21 protein-coding genes are annotated in these 19,543 nt (G+C 29.6%); all 21 read right to left on the bottom strand.

Features of this window, described 5'->3' with window-relative positions:
* Positions 1-21: 21 nt before the first annotated feature.
* On the bottom strand, positions 22-474 hold the full coding sequence (locus AB4Y15_RS02015; protein ID WP_427338100.1) for a GNAT family N-acetyltransferase: 453 nt from the start codon (positions 472-474) through the stop codon (positions 22-24).
* Between the two features lie 16 nt (positions 475-490).
* Positions 491-1,228 carry a cytidylyltransferase domain-containing protein gene (locus tag AB4Y15_RS02020; protein ID WP_427338101.1) on the bottom strand — a complete coding sequence of 246 codons (738 nt, stop codon included), beginning with the start codon at positions 1,226-1,228 and terminating at the stop codon, positions 491-493.
* An 8-nt stretch (positions 1,229-1,236) separates the two neighbouring features.
* Positions 1,237-2,433: a UDP-4-amino-4,6-dideoxy-N-acetyl-beta-L-altrosamine transaminase gene (pseC, locus tag AB4Y15_RS02025; protein WP_427338102.1), complete on the bottom strand. Its 1,197-nt coding sequence runs from the start codon at positions 2,431-2,433 to the stop codon at positions 1,237-1,239.
* A 53-nt stretch (positions 2,434-2,486) separates the two neighbouring features.
* Positions 2,487-3,533, bottom strand: a complete 1,047-nt coding sequence (pseB, locus tag AB4Y15_RS02030) for a UDP-N-acetylglucosamine 4,6-dehydratase (inverting) (RefSeq protein ID WP_427338104.1) — start codon at positions 3,531-3,533, stop codon at positions 2,487-2,489.
* A 720-nt stretch (positions 3,534-4,253) separates the two neighbouring features.
* Positions 4,254-4,643, bottom strand: a complete 390-nt coding sequence (locus AB4Y15_RS02035; RefSeq protein WP_427338105.1) for a flagellar protein FlaG — start codon at positions 4,641-4,643, stop codon at positions 4,254-4,256.
* A 94-nt stretch (positions 4,644-4,737) separates the two neighbouring features.
* Positions 4,738-5,970: a flagellin lysine-N-methylase gene (fliB, locus tag AB4Y15_RS02040; RefSeq protein ID WP_427338106.1), complete on the bottom strand. Its 1,233-nt coding sequence runs from the start codon at positions 5,968-5,970 to the stop codon at positions 4,738-4,740.
* A gap of 49 nt (positions 5,971-6,019) precedes the next feature.
* Positions 6,020-7,363, bottom strand: coding sequence for a motility associated factor glycosyltransferase family protein (locus AB4Y15_RS02045; RefSeq protein ID WP_427338107.1), 1,344 nt, complete (start codon positions 7,361-7,363; stop codon positions 6,020-6,022).
* Between the two features lie 3 nt (positions 7,364-7,366).
* Complete coding sequence (locus tag AB4Y15_RS02050) at positions 7,367-7,723, bottom strand: DUF8042 domain-containing protein (protein WP_427338108.1); 357 nt, start codon at positions 7,721-7,723, stop codon at positions 7,367-7,369.
* Positions 7,724-7,725: 2 nt separating this feature from the next.
* Positions 7,726-9,585: a motility associated factor glycosyltransferase family protein gene (locus tag AB4Y15_RS02055; protein WP_427338109.1), complete on the bottom strand. Its 1,860-nt coding sequence runs from the start codon at positions 9,583-9,585 to the stop codon at positions 7,726-7,728.
* 106 nt (positions 9,586-9,691) lie between these two features.
* Positions 9,692-10,510: a flagellin N-terminal helical domain-containing protein gene (locus AB4Y15_RS02060; protein WP_427338110.1), complete on the bottom strand. Its 819-nt coding sequence runs from the start codon at positions 10,508-10,510 to the stop codon at positions 9,692-9,694.
* A 201-nt stretch (positions 10,511-10,711) separates the two neighbouring features.
* Positions 10,712-11,143, bottom strand: coding sequence for a hypothetical protein (locus tag AB4Y15_RS02065; protein ID WP_427338111.1), 432 nt, complete (start codon positions 11,141-11,143; stop codon positions 10,712-10,714).
* 67 nt (positions 11,144-11,210) lie between these two features.
* Positions 11,211-11,438, bottom strand: a complete 228-nt coding sequence (gene csrA, locus AB4Y15_RS02070) for a carbon storage regulator CsrA (protein ID WP_427338112.1) — start codon at positions 11,436-11,438, stop codon at positions 11,211-11,213.
* Between the two features lie 2 nt (positions 11,439-11,440).
* On the bottom strand, positions 11,441-11,893 hold the full coding sequence (fliW, locus tag AB4Y15_RS02075) for a flagellar assembly protein FliW (protein WP_427338113.1): 453 nt from the start codon (positions 11,891-11,893) through the stop codon (positions 11,441-11,443).
* A 150-nt stretch (positions 11,894-12,043) separates the two neighbouring features.
* Positions 12,044-12,592, bottom strand: coding sequence for a DUF6470 family protein (locus AB4Y15_RS02080; protein ID WP_427338114.1), 549 nt, complete (start codon positions 12,590-12,592; stop codon positions 12,044-12,046).
* Between the two features lie 110 nt (positions 12,593-12,702).
* A complete protein-coding gene (flgL, locus tag AB4Y15_RS02085) occupies positions 12,703-13,644 on the bottom strand; it encodes a flagellar hook-associated protein FlgL (RefSeq protein ID WP_427338115.1) in 942 nt (313 codons plus the stop codon).
* Between the two features lie 77 nt (positions 13,645-13,721).
* Entirely contained in the window at positions 13,722-15,209 is a 1,488-nt protein-coding gene (gene flgK, locus AB4Y15_RS02090) for a flagellar hook-associated protein FlgK (protein ID WP_427338117.1), read from the bottom strand.
* A 67-nt stretch (positions 15,210-15,276) separates the two neighbouring features.
* On the bottom strand, positions 15,277-17,301 hold the full coding sequence (flgK, locus tag AB4Y15_RS02095; protein WP_427338119.1) for a flagellar hook-associated protein FlgK: 2,025 nt from the start codon (positions 17,299-17,301) through the stop codon (positions 15,277-15,279).
* Positions 17,302-17,312: 11 nt separating this feature from the next.
* On the bottom strand, positions 17,313-17,807 hold the full coding sequence (locus AB4Y15_RS02100; RefSeq protein WP_427338121.1) for a flagellar protein FlgN: 495 nt from the start codon (positions 17,805-17,807) through the stop codon (positions 17,313-17,315).
* 15 nt (positions 17,808-17,822) lie between these two features.
* Positions 17,823-18,113 carry a flagellar biosynthesis anti-sigma factor FlgM gene (gene flgM / locus AB4Y15_RS02105; protein WP_427338122.1) on the bottom strand — a complete coding sequence of 97 codons (291 nt, stop codon included), beginning with the start codon at positions 18,111-18,113 and terminating at the stop codon, positions 17,823-17,825.
* 62 nt (positions 18,114-18,175) lie between these two features.
* Entirely contained in the window at positions 18,176-18,583 is a 408-nt protein-coding gene (locus AB4Y15_RS02110) for a TIGR03826 family flagellar region protein (protein WP_427338124.1), read from the bottom strand.
* 197 nt (positions 18,584-18,780) lie between these two features.
* A partial coding sequence (locus AB4Y15_RS02115; RefSeq protein ID WP_427338126.1) for a lamin tail domain-containing protein occupies positions 18,781-19,543 on the bottom strand: 763 nt, incomplete at its 5' end.

Below are 19,543 nucleotides of genomic sequence, written 5' to 3' on the forward strand. Positions count from 1 at the left end.
CTCGATGTCTAAATATCTTTTTTACAAATCTATATAATATTCAATATAATCATTTTTCTTCTCATGTCTATATCCAGCCTTTGCAAAAGCTTTTTGTGATGGAATGTTTTCTATCTTAACTTTTCCTACTAACCTTCGTATATTTCTAACTTCATTTTTAAACTTGTTCACTATTTCCTTTAACAATTTAGTACCATACCCTTGTCCTCGATACTTTTTATCTATGCTATAATCTATAAATCCTATACCATCTTCCATATCTACCCTTATTTGTCCTATAGGGATTTTTTTATCAATATAGCATATATAAATAAATGTATTTGAAGATTTAATTTTATTTTCAAACCACTTTTTATGTTGTTCGTAATCAATCTCATTTGTATTAAAAGAATTTTTTCTAACGGTTTCATCATTAACCCATTTAAATAGCAAATCACAATGTTCTTCTTTTACAGGAACTAATTTTATATTCATATTATTTTCACACCTTTTATTTAACTTTCTTCTGTTCTATATGGATGTTAATTTTCTTTAATTCAGGTTTTTCTTTAAATAGTTTTAATATATCTTCCATATAAAAATTGTGCTTTTCTTTATATAAATATCTATATATTTCCTTTATTAATTTAAAATCTTCTTCAGTATCTAATGTCCATCTGTACTCAGAATAATTTACATCGTTTTTATAATAATGGATTTTATTACTATTTTCGTATATATAAGGTGTTACATGCTCTCTTTGATAATTTTCTTTTGCATTATTAAATGCTTCTTCTAAGACTTTAAATGAAAATACTTCTGTGTCTAATCCTCTTGGGAAAGTTCTTTGACTTAAATCTATTCCTGCATTTGTTACTATATCATAATCATTTTCTTTATAGAATTTTACTATACTATCTATTATAATCGGGTCAATTAAAGGACAGTCGGATGTAATTCTTACTACAATATCTGCATTATTCTCTTTTGCTGCATAGTAATATCTACTTAATACGTCATCTTCACTGCCTCTAAAGTATTTAACTCCACATTTTTCAGCTTCTTTTACTATTACATTATCTTTTTCTAAAGTAGTCGTTGCTATTACTATTTCATCTACTTCTTTAGACTGCTTTACTCTTTCAACCACATGTGCTAATACAGTTTTGCCAAATAAATCTTTCATTACCTTACCCGGTAGCCTTGTTGAACCCATTCTAGCCTGAATTATCGCTACTACTTTTCTCAAGCTTACACCTACTTTCTATAGTAACTTAAAACCTTATCTACTGCATAAACAACATCTTCTAAATCTTTATCACTCATCTTAGGAAATAACGGAAGTGTTATCATTCTTTCATATAACTTTTCTGCGTTTGGACACAATCCTTTTCTGTATCCTAATTTTTGGTAATATGGATGATAATATACTGGTATATAGTGAACATTGACTCCTATATTTTCAGCTCTTAATGCTTCAAAAATTTCTTTTCTTGAAGCTTTAAATTTTTCAAGTTCAATTTGAATTACATATAAATGCCAACTAGAATTCGAATATTCTGCTTCAAATGGAATAATCACTCCGTCTATATTAGATAAATATTGATTGTATTTTTTAACTAGTTCTCTTCTTCTCTGGATAAACATGTCCAATTTCTTCAGTTGGCTTATTCCCAACGCACATTGTATATCAGTTATTCTGTAATTGTATCCTAACTCTAATTGCTCATAATACCATGAACCTTCTTCTTTATTAACCAATAAGCCTTTATCTCTAGTAATACCATGTGTTCTAAAAAGTTGAAGCTTTTTATATAGCTTTTCATCATTTGTAGTTATAACTCCACCTTCTCCAGTAGTTATATGCTTTACTGGATGTAAGCTAAACTCTGTCATATGCGATATACTTCCGACTTTTTTGCCTTTATACTCTGTCCCTATTGCATGCGCCGCATCTTCTATAACTATAAGATTATACTTATCCGCTAGTTCAAGTATAGAATCTAAATCAACGGCTTGTCCTGTATAATCAACCGGTATTATTGCTTTTGTCTTTTTAGTTATTTTCTTTTCTATATCATTAACATCTATATTGTAAGTTTTAGGGTCAATATCTGCAAAAACAGGCTTGCCACCTTGATAAAGAATGCAGTTTGCTGATGCCGCAAAGGTTATTGGAGTTGTTATTACTTCATCTCCTTCTTTTATCCCTGCTGCAAAACATGCTGCATGAAGTGCTGCTGTACCGTTTGATACAGCTACTGCATATTTCGCACCAACATACTCTGCTACTTTTTTTTCGAATTCTATCACTTTAGGTCCTGTTGTTAAATAATCGCCTTTTAATGTATCTATAACTATTTTAATATCATTTTCATCTATCCACTGCTGTCCGTAGGGCAAAAACTTTTCCCTTAGTGGTTTTCCTCCATTTATAGCTAATGTATTAACCATTCTATCACCTACTTTAATTTAACCTTCAAAAATATAATCTATATCTCTTCTTATTACATTTCGTTTTTGCTTACCGCAACTTCTGACTTCCAGTTCTCTACCTTTGGCATCAAATCTAATTCAACTAAAGCTTTTCTTAAATCTTCTACACTAAGCCATTCTGTATTATTACCTGAATTATATTCAAATCCTTCTTCTATCAATTTCCCTCCTGGTGTAAAATGTTTATCAAAATCCCACCATTCAAAATGCGGATAAATGATATAATGATTTTCGTATTCATATGTTGTTCTAGAATCATCTTTTGTAATCATTACTTCATGTATTTTCTCTCCTTCTCTTATTCCCACTTCTTTCATCTTACAATCTGGCAACATAGCTTTTGCTAAGTCAGTTATTTTAAAAGAAGGAATCTTAGATATGTAAGTTTCTCCACCTTTTGATTCTTTTAAGGCTTTAAATACTAATTCAACACCCTCTTCTAGTGTAATCCAGAATCTAGTCATTCTAAAATCAGTTATAGGAAGTTCCTTTTCCCCTCGCTCTATTAAACTCTTAAAAAATGGAATAACTGACCCCCTACTTCCAGCAACATTTCCATATCTTACTACTGAAAAAACTGTACTTTTACCACCTGAATAAGCATTAGCAGATATAAACAATTTATCTGATACTAACTTCGTTCCCCCATATAAATTTATTGGATTTACAGCTTTATCTGTTGATAATGCCACCACTTTTTTTACTCCTCTATCTATAGCAGCGTCTATAACATTTTGAGCACCATGAATATTAGTCTTTATTGCTTCAAAAGGATTATATTCACATGCAGGAACTTGTTTCATAGCAGCTGCATGAATTACATAATCTACCCCATCAAAAGCTCTATATAATCTGTCTTTGTCTCTAACATCACCTATAAAAAATCTCAACTTATCTAACTTATCTCTAAACTTCTGTTTTACTAACATTTGTTTATATTCATCTCTAGAATAGATAATTATCTTTTTAGGATTATATTTATCTAATACCATTTCAATGAACTTCTTACCAAAAGAGCCTGTTCCCCCAGTTATTAAAATTGTTTTATCATTTAACACTCTATATCCTCCTATCCATATTAATATCAAAAATTCTTTTAAATATAGAAAGTACTAAAGTTATATATTTTTATTATAACATCGAACATCTTAGTTCTCTTTTATTGTAAATATAATTTCATTACTTTTATCGGCATCTCATTTAAAATTCTTTAAAATAATAATTTTTAGATAGGCATTTTCAAAAGTTAAATTGCCTATCTAAAATTGTTAATAAAGATAAATACTCTCTTGAAAATGTAAGACATTCTAATGGTGTCCATTCTAATAGTGCTGATTTATGGATAGAAGTTGCCAATTATTTAGATGAAGCTTATGATATGGAAAAAATAGAAAAAAATACGTTTATTAAGAGATGGATCTAAGTGGATAAAGAAAGGATTTGGCTTTCAGAATTGCTTAAGTCTGTTCGTGGTGCTTAATTTCATAACATTGTAGGGACTTTTTATATTTTTAAAACCTACAGTAGCTTGACACAAGCCCTTTATTTGAGTTTAAAATATTTATAGTTGTATATGGCATAGTTCTTACCTCCGTGCTACTTATTTGATTTGTTTAATAATTTTTATTTAACACAAAGTAAGAACTTATGCCATTTTTATTTTTTAGTAATGTTACCGATTAAATTTCTATTTTTGCATAACTAAAGCTGTAATTTAAAGTATTTATTCAATTTTTATGATATATTAAACTTATCTTTCATATTTAATTTACATTACCCTATCTTCTTTCATCTACAAAAATACCAGACATTTCCATGAATTTTGCAATCATATCTAAAATTTTTTCTGGTGGTATTTCTTTTATAACTTCTTTTGTTTCCGTATTAATAACCTTTATCATAATCTCTTTCGTTTTTTCATGTATGCTAAATCGAACTTCACTACGTACTCCCAATAATTTCTTATTAGCATCTTCAATAGCTTTAATCAAAGCTCTTTCTCCGACTGACAATTCATAATCAGACTTATTACTCAAAGATAAGTCTCTATCAAAGTCAATGGCTGTATTATTTACTTTTTCAATTTCGTCTGCACTATTAGCTCTAAGATTTTGATTTGCATTTTGAAAACCAATACTCATATCAGAAAAAGAATTTTGTATTCTCAATACTATCTCCCCCTGAAAAATAATCTCTCTATAATATGTATCGGTAAATACTATATATTGTTTAGCAATTAATAACCACAACTCAAATATAATTTCAACTATTTTTAATAAATATAGCCATATAAGCCATACTTATAAAATTATTTTGTTTTAATAGATTATAAATATGCTCAATAAATGAATTGTTATGTGCTACTACTTTAGTAAAAGATTGAATCAGTTTAATTATATGTTCTACATTAAAGTTTTCCTTATGATATCCCGCCATACCTATTAAGTGCATCTTAATAAGAGCATAGTTAATTACTAACATAACATAATTATCAAAAACTGATTCCTTTCCAGCCACAGGAAAGAGATTTTTATATATATAATCGACAATATAGTTTTCTAAGATATACTCGTGCTTATCCATAAAAATCTTGTAATATCTTACATATGCTTCATTATATCTCTCTACTATTTCTTCTTCTTTTAAATTTTCAGTATATTGTATCCCTTCCAGAAATTCATTAAAACATTCTAAATACCTTTGATTATTTATTCCTAAACAAATTCTCTCATCTGCAAGCTCTTTTAAAATCTTCATTTGAACTGCTGGTTGTGGAGTAATACTTTTTATAGTATTCTTAAATATTCCTCTAGTAATCTTATCTACATAATATTCTATAAGTTGTGGAATTTCATTTATATTATTCTCTTCAATATATTTCTGAACTTTATCAAAAAACATTCCCAAAATAATAAGCCTTTCAGCAATACTGTAATCACGGCTTTTAAGCAGTTGAATGCTGAAAATTCTAAGGTCCCAGAAATATTTTTTTATACTTCCAAAAGCATCTACTTCTTTAGTGTTCAAAACTTGAATGATATTGCCTCTTTCTACTACTTCTTCTATCTGTTCAAAATCAATACCCTCAGAATTTAATAAGGCACGACGAGCTATCTCTGGACATGAAAGGGTAGCTGATTTTTCTAAAACATCATCTACTAAATTGTAAAATCTAGGATAGGTACTACATGTATCTGAAAGATAATCTTCTCCTAATTCTTTTTGTATAGTACATAATTTTTCTTTATCTAAAAATGGGCATATTTCGCCTTCATTCAACCTTATCTTGGCATAATAAAAATCATTAGGATTAGAACGATTGCGTGTTATATATTTATTTAAAAGATTCTTTATTTTTTTGTTTTTACACTTGTTATATTTTTTATAAGTCTTTTTATCTATATTAACTTGCCAACCAATACAGCAAGTATCTTCACAAGCTGACGCTATACACTTAAAATCTTTAATATATTCTGGTACAATAATTTCTTTCATTACATATCCTTCCTTATTTATTAAATTTTCTAATTCAATTAAAGGTAATTTAAATTATATATTTATCTATAAATTCCTGTAATTTCATATGTTTACAGCCTTCTATATATGCACCACCTTCTGTGGCATTTATAAACTCAATATGCGGATTATCTTTTATCTTGTTCTCAATCCAGTATTTAAAACTTAACAATCCAAGTGTAGTATCTAAAATCTCACCATTTTGCCCTCTTATTTTTCTCATATTTGGAAGAGATTTTACCTTTTCTTCTTCCCCATACATATTCCCATCTGCATGGTGCTCTCCGTTTGTAAATGCCAAATCCTGTCCTATAAATACAATAGGATTGCCTCCAAACTTTATAGCCATATCCATAACAGCGGTAGCTACTGAACCACCTGTGTCTATTAAATATTCTGGGTTGTCTAATTTTGAACTTCTGTTTATTGCTACATACTTAGGCCCTTTATATTTAGAAACTGTATAAGCACTTGCCGTATCTAAAAAAACTAAAGGTATGTCTAAATCTTCAAATCCTTCTATTTGTTTATAAGTTATAGGTTGTGGGTCTATAATACAAAACATATCAGGTTTTACTCCAACCTTAAGTAAAGGTTTTAATGCCGAACCTACCGAAAATATAAATGCTTTCCCTTTAATCTTTTTAAGCAAATGCTTGTTTTTGTTTAAAGAAGGTCCTGCTGAAACAATTATAATAGGCTTATTTTTATAACTATTAAACAAAACACCTATGTTCTCACAAACTATTTTTTTATTTTTTTCAAAATTATCTCTTAAAAGTTCTGTCCATTTTTCAGTTATACTCTTCTTCATATTCCAATCTTCTATAAGAAATTTAAAATATGGATATTTATTGGGTATTGTTTTAATAGAAGGTGGATATATTACAAATTTGTTCTCCTCTGATAATAAAGTCTTAAATTTTTTAGCAACCCATTTTTCATCATCTGAAATAATAAGTTTTAGCCTCTTGTCTGACAAAATATGTCTTAAATCATTAAGCTTGAGAGCGATTTTTAATACTTCCAAATTTAAATCTACTACATAAAGAATATCGTCTATATCTAATATTTCTAATATTTTTTCTATATGATACCCAAGTCCAAATCCATAGATAATATTAATCTTTGACTTTTCACTAAACTGCACATTAGCAAACCTTGCCGCTTCTCTCTCTGGATTGTATTTACTATGAAGAAGTGTAACTGTTTCCCTTATACCGTCATAGTCTCTGACTCTAAGCGTATATTTCCCATTTTTAGTTTCAATTACAGTATAGCTTTTATTGTCTATATTCAACTCTAAAAGCTTTTTATATAAAATATCATCATTCTTCTTGATTAAATCCAAATTATCCTTAAAAAACTTCATGTTTCACACTCCAATCGAAACAGATATCTTTTCCTTCCATTTTTCAAGAATCGGAACGATTTCATATTCAAGCAAATCACTTAAAAGCACATAATCGCTGTTTTCAAACGCTTGAACCATTTCGTCAAAATGTTCATTCATATCTGTAATATTTATTTTTTCTTTCTGTATTTCAGAAGTAACTGTTATACCCTCTATAATCCAATTTATGCCATCTATAATATCAATCATATTTTCATTTGCCTTACCTTCATTACCTCCTTGATATAACTCTGCCGTTTTTGCAATGCCAGGTATTAGCCTTCCTAAATATATGTATAGACCTTTTAATACTTCCTTCATCTGTTCTCGTTTGTTCATAATTACATACTCCTTTCATATTGTTCAAAATCCTCTATACATTCATCTATCAAAGGTATCACCTGTTCAATAGAATCCTTTATACCTTCATATAATGCATAACTTTTTTTCGCCAATCTGATACCTTTTTCTTTTTCCGTTTCATTTGTATTTTCTCGAAATTCTTTTTTATGATATATTTGAAGCAATACTGGAGAAATTAAATGATATATCCCCATAGTCATCAGTTTATATTTCTTAATATCTTCATCTATCTCGTCTAATGTTTTTAAAATATTATTTATATCATGCTCCTTATTATCTCTGTAATACTCAAGCATTTTTTTACTAAATTTAATCCCCAACATCGATTTTTTCTTGACTTTCATTAAATTCTTTCTAAGTTCTTTCAATCTCTTCAATGAATAAGTAATTTTTTCACAATCTGAATGGCTATCGTCTGTATTTAAAAACCTTTCTGCAATGTTTGCTTCTTCAGTACAATACTTTTCTATTGCTTCTTTGAGAGTCATTATTTTTGTACCCTTTATTTTAGCCCCTCCTTCTGTAGCATCAATATACTCTTTTTCGGTATTTTTTCGAATATATAATTCAAACCACCTTAAAAAAGATAGCCACACTTTGCTTGTATAAACTCTATTGCCATAAATATCTTCTATTTCTATTAGATCTTTACCTAAATTTTCATTATTGCCATCAAATTCATAGGTAGAATTCTGTGCATGAATTTTTCCATCTGTATATGCAAGATCTTGTCCTATCAATATTATCGGATTACATCCCATATAGTCAGCAAGACTTAAAGACATATTTGCAACAGAACCACCTTGAGAGATTCTATCTATTTTTTTGTATATTAGATAATTTATTAACTCTACACACTCTAGAACGTTTGAAAAATACTTTTTTCCTTTATATTCACGAATAATATCACTTTGCGATATAACAGTAGTAACCAAAGGAAACTCTTTATCCAAATTCTCCTTTATTACTTCATAAGCACCTTTCCCAGGATCTAATGATACAACTATATCAGGTTTTATACCATTATCCAATAGCGGTTTCAAAGTCCTTCCACCAGCAATAATTACTGCTTTCCCCTGCGCTTTTTTAAGCTCTTTTATGTTTTTATCTAATGACGGTCCAGCAGATACAATAATAGCTGGTACGTCTTTGAATTTATCTTTCAGAAGTTTAACATCATTTCCTTTAATAATCTCTTCTAAGTTTCTAAAAAGATTATTATTTAATTCATTAGAAAAATATTTCAAAGTATAAATAGAAACTTGAATATCCTCTATACACTCTTTTAACTTTTTTGCTGCTTTTTTGTAAATTTGGGGAAAAAATTTATCGTATCGAGAAAATACTAAAAACTCAATGTTACTTACATTTAATTCATTAATATGCCTATCATAAAACTGACTTATAAGCTCAATATCTTTTCCTATAAAAAAGAAAACCTTCTCTTTTTTCATCAAATCTGTCCAATCACTAAGCTCTATTGATTTTTTAAAAACAGATATACTAGGCTCTATTACAAGTATCTTATTGTTATCACCCAGTAATTTACTTAACTCAACAATATGATATCCAAGTCCCATACCAAATACTATAAATAAAGTTTCATAATCATAATCTCTTATATTATCCACAAACTTTTTTGCCTCTCTTAACGGAGCATACTTGCTTGTTATATATCTTGATTGTCCATCAATAACAATCTTTAAAGTATAATTTCCATCTTTCGCTTTTTCAACAATAACTCCTTCATCACATTCATCTGAAAGAATATCTATAATATTCTCTCCATAAACTTCTTTTAAAACTGAAACATTATTTTGATAAATTCGATTTTCCATTTAACCACCTCGAAGTCTTTCTAAATATATTATCGACATACTTCGTCAATTTTTTAAGTATATAATAATAAAAACCCACGATACATAGTATCGTGAGTTTTTGTTATTATCTTAATAATTGAAGTACTCCTTGTGGTGCTTGATTAGCTTGAGCCAACATCGCTTGAGCTGCTTGATTTAAGATGTTTTGCTTAGTAAATTCCATCATTTCTTTAGCCATATCTACGTCTCTAATTCTTGATTCAGCTGCTTGTAAGTTTTCAGCAGCAGTATCTAAGTTCTTAATTGTATGCTCTAATCTGTTTTGATTTGCACCAAGTTTTGCTCTCTCTTTTGATACTGTTTCTATTGCAGTATTAATTGTATCTATTGCAGCTGTAGCACTAGCAGCATTTGACATTTTAGCATTTATACCTGATACTCCTAATTTTCCTGCAGTCATTGTTGCTATTGATAATGTAATTGTCTGTCCTTTATTAGCACCGATTTGGAATGTTTTATTATTAAATGAACCTGTCAATAATTTTTGCTTGTTAAATTCTGTTTGAGAAGCAATTCTGTTGATTTCTGTTTCTAATTGCTGAATCTCAAGAGCTATTGCACTTCTATCAGCAGTTACGTTTGTATCATTAGCTGCTTGTACTGCTAATTCTCTCATTCTTTGTAGTATTGCTTGAGTTTCTTGTAATGCACCTTCAGCAGTTTGAATTAATGAAATACTGTCTTGAGCATTCCTTGATGCTTGTTGTAATCCTCTAATTTGAGCTCTCATTTTTTCTGAAATAGCTAATCCTGCTGCATCATCTCCTGCTCTGTTAATTCTAAAACCTGAAGATAATTTTTCTAATGATTTCGCTTGAGCATTAGTATTGATTTTTAATTGTCTATGAGCATTTAAAGCCATTAAGTTGTGATTAATTCTCATATTTTTCTCCTCCTTGAATTTTTTATTTTTTGGCATCCATGCCTAAATTCTCTACGTCGGCCGCCCGTAGAGAAACTTTTTTCTTCTCACTATAATTATCGGCAGGTACTTGTCCGACTTTAGCGTTTTTTGAAAAATTTTTGAGAAAAAAATTAACCGACTCATTTGCCGGTTCCTATTATTTAAATCCATATTACACATTTATTTTACAGATTTAAGCTTTGCTATATCAGCCCAATTACTTGCAGTTATAAGTTCAACATTAGTCATATCTTTTCTCAACCCTTCAATTTCTCCTTTAATATGTGCTATATCATTCATAATACTATCATGTTCTGCTTTGTTAACTTGTGCTGAATGTTCTAATGCCCTTAAAATTTGTGTGTGTTCGTCAAGCTTCTTCGTATGTTCATCAAGTATTTTAGTATGTTCGTCAAGTATTTTAGTATGTTCATCAAGTATTCTTGTATGCTCATCAAGTATTCTTGTATGCTCATCAAGTTTCTTCGTATGTTCGTTAAGTATTCTTGTATGTTCGTCAAGTGTTGATTTAATACTTGATATATCTGATTTTATAGGCTCTAATTCTTCCTTTAGTATGTTTTTAATTGCTAATAATAATTCGTTTTCCATATTTTCTCACCTGCCTTTAATTTTAATCTTTATTAAAATCCCTAATCTCATTATACCATTTATATTCCTATTTTTTTAATATCCCTTTTAAAACTCCAAAATCAATATTATGCATATTAGCAGCTTTTCTGTTTTCTTTTTGAATGGCTTCGTAAATTTCTTTTCTATGTACTTCTATATTTTTAGGTGCTTTTATACCAAGTTTAACTTTGCCATCCCCTATTTCTACTACAACAATTTCGATATCCCCATTTATAACTATACTCTCATTTTTCTTTCTGGTCAGTACAAGCATACTTATACCTCCTGACTCGACTTGCCAAGTTCATCTAATATTAGATGTTTAGTAGTATATCTCTTATCGTCTAATATTATTTGTTTTCCTAGTTTATTTTTTGAATTGATTATTATAGGGCCTACTAAATTTGCTGTCATTTTCGTTATATCTTCCGGCACAACAACTATTGAATATACTAAAACATCTTTTTCTTCTTTTATATCAAGCTTATCAACAACAGATTGGGGAATATCGAATTCGTAATCTCTTTTGAAAAGGAATGGGTTTATTATTACAAAGGCAAGGTCGGGATTGTCTATTGATTGAAGCCATTTAAATGGTATTTCTTCATCTGGGTTATTTATTATTGTAAATCTCTTCTGCTTTTCAAAAGCTAATAATCCATCTGGGAATGTAATTATGCTATTTTCGTCAATTTCTATTTGCCCGAAATGTTTGGTATTGAGTAACATTTTTGTTCCTCCTTTTAGTAAGAAATCAAATTTCGCTTTTCATCTTTCTTTCGTCTTCCGTTCTTCGTCTTTAATTTAGTCTTTAATTTAACAAATAGCGATCAAATCAATTTTGCATTTTGCATTTTATATTTTCAATTTTAAATTTATTTATACTTTCACGTCTACATACCTTATCTCTATACTAGGTTTTTGTTTAAGATATATTTCTACTTTTCCTCTTTGAAAATTAATAATCGGTTTATTTACCTTGTAATCTATATTTACTTTCCCTAGTTCCCAATCTATTTTCAAACTTCCCTTTACATCTATTTTAGGTCTTGATTTAGGAATAAAATCTATATTATAATCCAGTTCTTCCCATGCATTCTTTTCCGCTAACTCAGGAATGGCTGGGGGCACACCGTTTTCTATTTGTGCCATTCTGTCTCCATCTTCTGCTATTCTTGCAATCCCTTCTAGTACTTTCTGGCGGCCAATTCTTGCAGCTTCTCTAGTTAAATCTAAATAATTTTTAAGACCAGCTTCAGCAAAACACTGAGACTGGTCTATAATGACTTTAGGTTTTTCACTCTCTATTTTAACCTTCGGCATAGTTGTATGTATACTTTGCTCTCCTCTAGGCTGACGAATACTCATCTTCCCATTTATTATATTAATTTGTATCATTGCTTTTGTAGTAGTTATTTGAAGTGGCATTTTCTACCCTCCGAAAAAACAATTTTAAATTTTAAATAATAATTTACTTCTCTTTTTAGTATCAATTTAATATTTAACATTTACAATTCGACTTTTTAAGGTAAATTAATTTACCTTAAAAAGTCGACAAGTGTTGGTTGTATTATTCTTGCACCTGCTGATAGTGATGCTCTGTATACATTTTCGTTCATCTTTAGGTTCATAATAACTTCTGCAATATCTGCTTCTTCATTTTCAGCTAACAACTTAGTAAAGTTAATTGATTGAGATTCAAGTCTCTTTTTAGTTAATTCAAGTCTATTCATTTTAGCTCCTATATCTGCTCTTACAGATAATAGATTTTCTATAACTTTATCTATTCTTCCTAGTGTTTTTTGTATAGTATCTGTATCTCCATTATCTAAAGCCGTTTTTAAACTGTCAAACATAGCTATTAAATAACTTTGATCTGAATTCGTTACATCTGTATTAAAATCAAGACTATCTAAATCTGCTCCTAATTTACCAAACACTCTAACTCCTACTACGTTAACTTCTATATTATCTGATACACCAACATTATATCTTGATATTTCATCTTTTTGTAACGCATTCGGTTTGTAAAAACCATTTTCATCAAGCAAAGGCATATCAGTTTTAAATCCAGTAAAAATATATCTTCCTGCATATGTAGTATTTGCAATATTTATTAAATGACCTTTTAATTGTTCAATTTCAGATGATATCTGTTTCAAATCGCCAATATCATTCGTACCATTTGCAGCTTGAACTGTAAGCTCTCTAGCTCTTTGTAATACATCTCCTACTTCTGATATAGCTGATTCTGTTATTTCAAGCCATGACACAGCATCATCTAAATTACGTTTATACTGCTCTATTTTCGCAATATCAGTATTTAGTTTCAAACTTCTAGATACTCCAATTGGATCGTCTGATGGAAGCTGAAATTTTTTTCCTGAAGAAAGCTTTTTCTGTATCTTATCCATCTTCTTAAGATTATTATTTAAATTTCTCATCATATTACTTATAAGCATATTATTTGTAATACGCATAATCAATCTCCTTTCAAGATACCGCTTTTCGATGTTCGTCATTCACTATTCGAAATTTATATTTAACATTTAAAAATTTATCTGCCGACAAGTCCTAGTCTGTTGATTGTTACCTCATATATTGCATCTATTGTGGTTATCATCCTAGCAGCCGCATTGTATGAATGTTGAAATTTCACCATATTAGACATCTCTTCATCTATAGATACTCCAGATTCTGATTCTCTCTTTTGTTTAATATTATCCATAATTGCACTTTGGTTTTCATTCATTCTTCCAGCCTGCTGACTATCAACTGCAAGATTAGACAACACTGCCTTTATGAAGTCATCTGGTGTACCTTGTGGAGTTGTATTATCAAAAAAAGTCTTATCCTCTCTCAATGCAATAAGTTCTAAAACATTTTCGTTAGCATTTACTCCATTAAGCTGTTTAGCAGCAGCTATATTATCTAAATCAGATATAATATCACCGGATAACGATATATTAACAGCTTTAACTTCATCTAATAGTTCACTTAAATTTTGATAATCAGAAGTTTTCTTTCCGTTAGCAGTAAATAAAAATGTGCCTTGTGAGCCATTTAACCCATAGCCATTTGAATGTACTCCATTAATTTTTTCTACAATTTTCTTAGCAAATTCGTCTAATCTCTTTATATAAAATACAACACCTCTATAATTATTCCCTATACCATCACCATCTCTTAAATCTAATAATCCTTTAAGCTCTCCAGATTCTATTACTACATCTTGATTTCCTAATTCCCATTGAACCAAAGCTAATTTTTCCTTAGGATTATATATGTTGTCTATTACATTTGGAGGGTCTTTTAATAAATTAACTTGAGTATGATCCACTAATGACATTCCTCCAATTGATACAGTAAATTTCCCATTATTTTCACTTACATTTATGTTTACTATTTTAGATAATTTATCAACTAATAAAGCTCTTCTATCTCTTAAATCATTAGCTTTAGTACCATCAAGTTCAAGTCCATATATCTGTTCATTTAAATTTCTAATTTGTCCAGCTAAATCATTAACCTGTTTTATCTTTGTACTGACTGCAAAGTTTAATTCCTTTTGCAGAGCATAAAGTCTTTGAGCAGTTTCATTAATATGTCTTGTAAGAGCTACAGCTTTTTCTCTAACTAATGATCTATGGGCATAACTAGAAGGATCGGTACTTAAAGTTTCTAATGCATCAAAAAATTCATCTAAATATTGCCTAAAGCTTGAATCTGAAGGTTCATTAAATACATTTTCTATTTCAACTAAAGTATCTCTTTTTACTTCCCATTCCCCTGCTGGAGCATTTTCTTGCCAGTACTTAAAATCAACATAATCATTCCTTACCCTAACTATATCGTATATTTCAGTTCCAGTTCCTAACATTCCTATCCCTGGCAATACCAATGGTGAAGTTGCCTTTTGTAAAACCTTCTGTCTCGAATATCCTTCAGTATTTACATTTGAAATATTGTGGCTTGTTGTATATAAAGATTTTTGACTTGCTAAAAGTCCAGATACTGCTGTATTAAATCCTACCCAACCAGACATTTTACTCAGTCCCTTCGTAAAATGAATTTTAAATTTTACATCCAGAAGATAAGATGCATTTAGCATCTTATCTTCCGACAACTCCCATTTTATTTATTATATTATCTATCATTTCATCTATTGCATTTACAACTCTAGTATTTGCAACATATGAATGCTGATATTTAAGCATATCTGCCATTTCCTCATCTAAAGATACTGCTGACATAGATTTTCTCTTATCATCTATCTGATTAATAAGTATTTTCTGACTTTCTTCCATTACTGTAGCTTCGTTAGCTGCAACTCCTATGGACGATATTATATCCCTATAATAATCATCACTATTCATATCGGCAAATAGGTATTCGTTCCTAAGCTGAGCTATTTTTTCTGCTATTCTTCCGTCCCCTCTATCGCCAGATTGTGAAGCAGCTATATTATTAAGTGTATCCAGGTTAGAATTAAGTGCAATGTTCCCAGCTTCAATCGGTTTATCTGGATTAACAGCTACAAAGAAGTCTTCTCCAACTGTCCCAAGCAGAGTTTTACCTTTTTTATGTATATAGTTTACATTTCTTGCTATTGTATTTACAAATGCATTTAGTTTCTTTTTAATTAAAGGAATAATTTCTAAAAAGTCTTTCACTCTACCCATAAATTTACTTGCAGTATTTGTAGTTTCCTGAGAAAGATTTTCAGCAAAATCATCTCTGGTAATATCTTTTATACTAAAGAATCTTCCTGAAGTTCCATCAGTTATACTATCCCAACCATCTTCTCCAATATCCCCAGTATACTGGTATGTAGAGTCTGATATAACAGTTGTAAATATATCTAATCTATTTAATCTGTCAACATAATTTGTTATTTCATTATCTGGAATTACGTTTGAAGTTCCTCCAATATTTTCATCAGTAATAATTATTAATTTTTTATGTGCATTTGCTCTAAAATCATCCATTGATTCTATTTTAGATATTAAGCCGGATAAATCTTCATTCCCGACTTCTGCAGCCTGTGATAAAGATGCAGTAAATTTATCAGCTTCAACAAACCCATTTGTAATCTCTTTAACAGAACCATCCCCAAATGTAACCAACTTAAATCTTGGTTCAAGTCCTCTATTTTTTAAATCATCTTTATATTCATTAATCATACTATTTATTTCAGTCATGTTTGAAGAAGTTATATCCACTGCAATAACCACATCTACCTCTTTATTTACAGTACCATTTCCTTCAGCTAATATAGTTGTTTGAACATCTCCTCTTGAATGAATAAGTCCTAAAAGTTCTCCATCTTCTATATTTACTTTTTCAGAGATATCTTTCCAGAATATATCTACAAATGCACTTCCATTTTTTCTAGTCTCTATTTCACTATAAAATCTTCCGTTTACTAGCATTTTCCCACCAATAGAAACATTAACTACACCATTAGCCTCTTCATTATACTCTATATTTACAAGTTCTGATAGTCTGTCTAATAAAGCATTTCTATCGTCTCTATAATCATTCCCCTTGTATCCTTTCACTTCATAAATCAAAATATTTTCATTTAATTTAGCTATTCTTTTAGCTATATCGTTTATCTCTTTAACTTTTATCTCTATCTCTCTGTTAAGATTAATTTGCAAATTATCAATCTGCTGACCCAAATGGTTTACAGTTTCTATAAAAGCTATTGCTCTCTCTTTAAGCAAGCCTCTTATTGTAAGATTGTCTGGATTTTTAGAAAGTTCCTCCCAACCGTTCCAAAACTGATCCATAACCCTTTGAAGTCCACTATTAGAAAGCTCATTCAAAATTCCTTGTACCTGCTCAAATACCATATTTCTAGCAGCCCAATAGCCATGTTTTCCGGACTCTAATCTATATTTTAAATCTAAAAATTCATCTCTTATTTGCCTAATCTGCTGTATTGTTACTCCTGAACCTATCTGAAAACCGTCTGGAAGATTAAAATATTTACCAGTAGATTGAATAACCTGCTGTCTTACATAACTAGGATTATTTACATTAGCTATATTGTGGGATGTTACATCTAATGATCTTTTATTCGCATATAAACCTGATATGGCTATTGACAAGCCTGAAAAAGTCGAACGCATAAAAGTACCCCCTAAACTTTCGCATCAAAAATGTTTTTACTTTGCAGTACATCATCCTTATTTACCTTATCACTATAAATATTACTAGACAAAGCATTAGTCAAAAGATTTACATTTAAGTTAATATACTCTAAAGAATCCTTTATTAAAGTACTATTAAGTGAATTTCTCTCCTTAAGTCTATTAAGCACATCAATTAACTGCTGCTTTATATCTTCTATTTCTTTTTTCTGCTCTTCACTCAAATAATCAACAAGCCTTGATATGTTTTTAATTTCATTCAACTTCAATTCATTTTGAATTTTTGATATAATATTCTCTCTTATATCCTCTAATCTACCTGCCTTTAATATCAATGCTTGCTCCTTTTGTGTTATTTTGTCTAATTCACGTACTTGACCCGAAGTGATAATTTCCGTCTTATTTATAGATAACTCTAACATATGTTTATATAAGTTTAACTCCTCAATCAAAATCTCTTTTAAATCGTTAACTAATTTCTCCACTTTTTACACCACCTATTAAACTCTCTTGTCAATATTAACATTTTCAAACATCTTCTCAACAATTTTGCTAGAATCTATTTTATAAGTTCCAGTTTCTATCTGTCTCTTTATCTCCTCAACTTTGTCTTTTCTAATATCAGGTACATTCCTCAATGCTTTCATAGCAATTTGATATTCTATTGCTTTGTTAGACAAGCTCAATTTATCTTTTTTCTCAGCTTTAGCTGATGTTTTTTTATCTTTAATTTGTTTCTGGCTATTATACAATTTCAAAGCTTTATAGATATTATTATTAATTATTTTCATAAAAAACACCCCATCCTTATTTTCTACTTCTATTATCGGTAAGGATGGGGTATTACTTTAGATTATTTTTTATACCTTTCTGCAATATACATTTTATCTTTTTCTTTATTTTTTCTAATATTATCTCTTTTAGCTACAGAACTCTTTAATTCTCGTTGCAACTCTACCACACACTTATCACAAAACCTACCTGTTTTGATAGGTTTTCCACATCTCTCACAAGCTAATATCAGATTATTGTGCTCATCCTTTAATTCTAATCTGCCTTCTCTTAGATATCTAAGTATCTTTTTTACAGGTACGCCAGTTTCTTCAGATACTATTTGTATATTTGCATCTGGATGATCATATATATACTCTTTTACTTTTCTAAATTCTTCCTCTTCTTCTTTTCTACACTTAGGACATAATTTATTAATCCCATCATATACATATATTTTCCCACACTTTGAACAATTTCTAATATTCATAATATCACCCCCAGATAAAATATTATATATGTGCTTATGCAGTAGCTAGTGTAAGTACATAAACCTTGTTTGCTCCTGCTTTCAATAAAGTTTTACTGCATTCATCTACTGTAGCGAATGTTAACTGTTGCAAAATATTATTCATTTATTAATTTTAGTATATCATACCTTGGGTGGCAGCTTGCCACCCATTTTATTTATTTACGTGATACCTCATTACCTTTTTTATCATATAAAATCCCTGTGTCTCCTTTATTGTTCCAAATATTCTTGCTTGTCCATTTTAAATCACCTGTAGATTTACCACTCGCAATTGTAATTGTAGCTCCTGCTTTTAAAATGTAACCGGTAGGGAAGTAATATGTTTGATTACCAATAACGCTTACTAACTTCCAGCCAGTCATGTCTATATCTTTATTAGTAGTATTCTGTATTATAACTATTTCTTTGCTCAAATCTATGCTTTTGATAACAACACTAGTTTTAGCAACAGTATTCTTATCAACATTAGTATTAATAGCTGTGTTAGTTTCAGTAGTTTTTGAATCATTATTTGTATTTACACTATTTATATTGCTTGTATTTGTATCTGTTGAATTATCATCTTTCAAATCAAACTCACAAGGTTTCTTATTGAATTTAATATTGTCCCCATCAGAAGTTGCAATTATAGTTCCTAATTCATCAGTTCTAAATACCTTTATCCCCATTTTAGCCAATCTTTCTAAAACCTCTTTGTGAGGATGTCCATAATCATTATCTTTCCCAACTGATATGACTGCAAATTTAGGGTTAACTCTTTTTAAAAACTCATAATTCGTTGAAGTTCTGCCACCATGATGCCCAACTTTTAAAACATCTGCCTTTAAATCATAACCTAGCTTTATCATTTCTTCTTCTGAATCCTTTTCAGCATCACCTGTAAAAATAAAAGAAGTATTTTTATAAGTTAATTTGTTA

The sequence above is a fragment of the Caloranaerobacter longqiensis genome (assembly GCF_050286925.1).
Classification (GTDB): Bacteria; Bacillota; Clostridia; order Tissierellales; family Thermohalobacteraceae; genus Caloranaerobacter.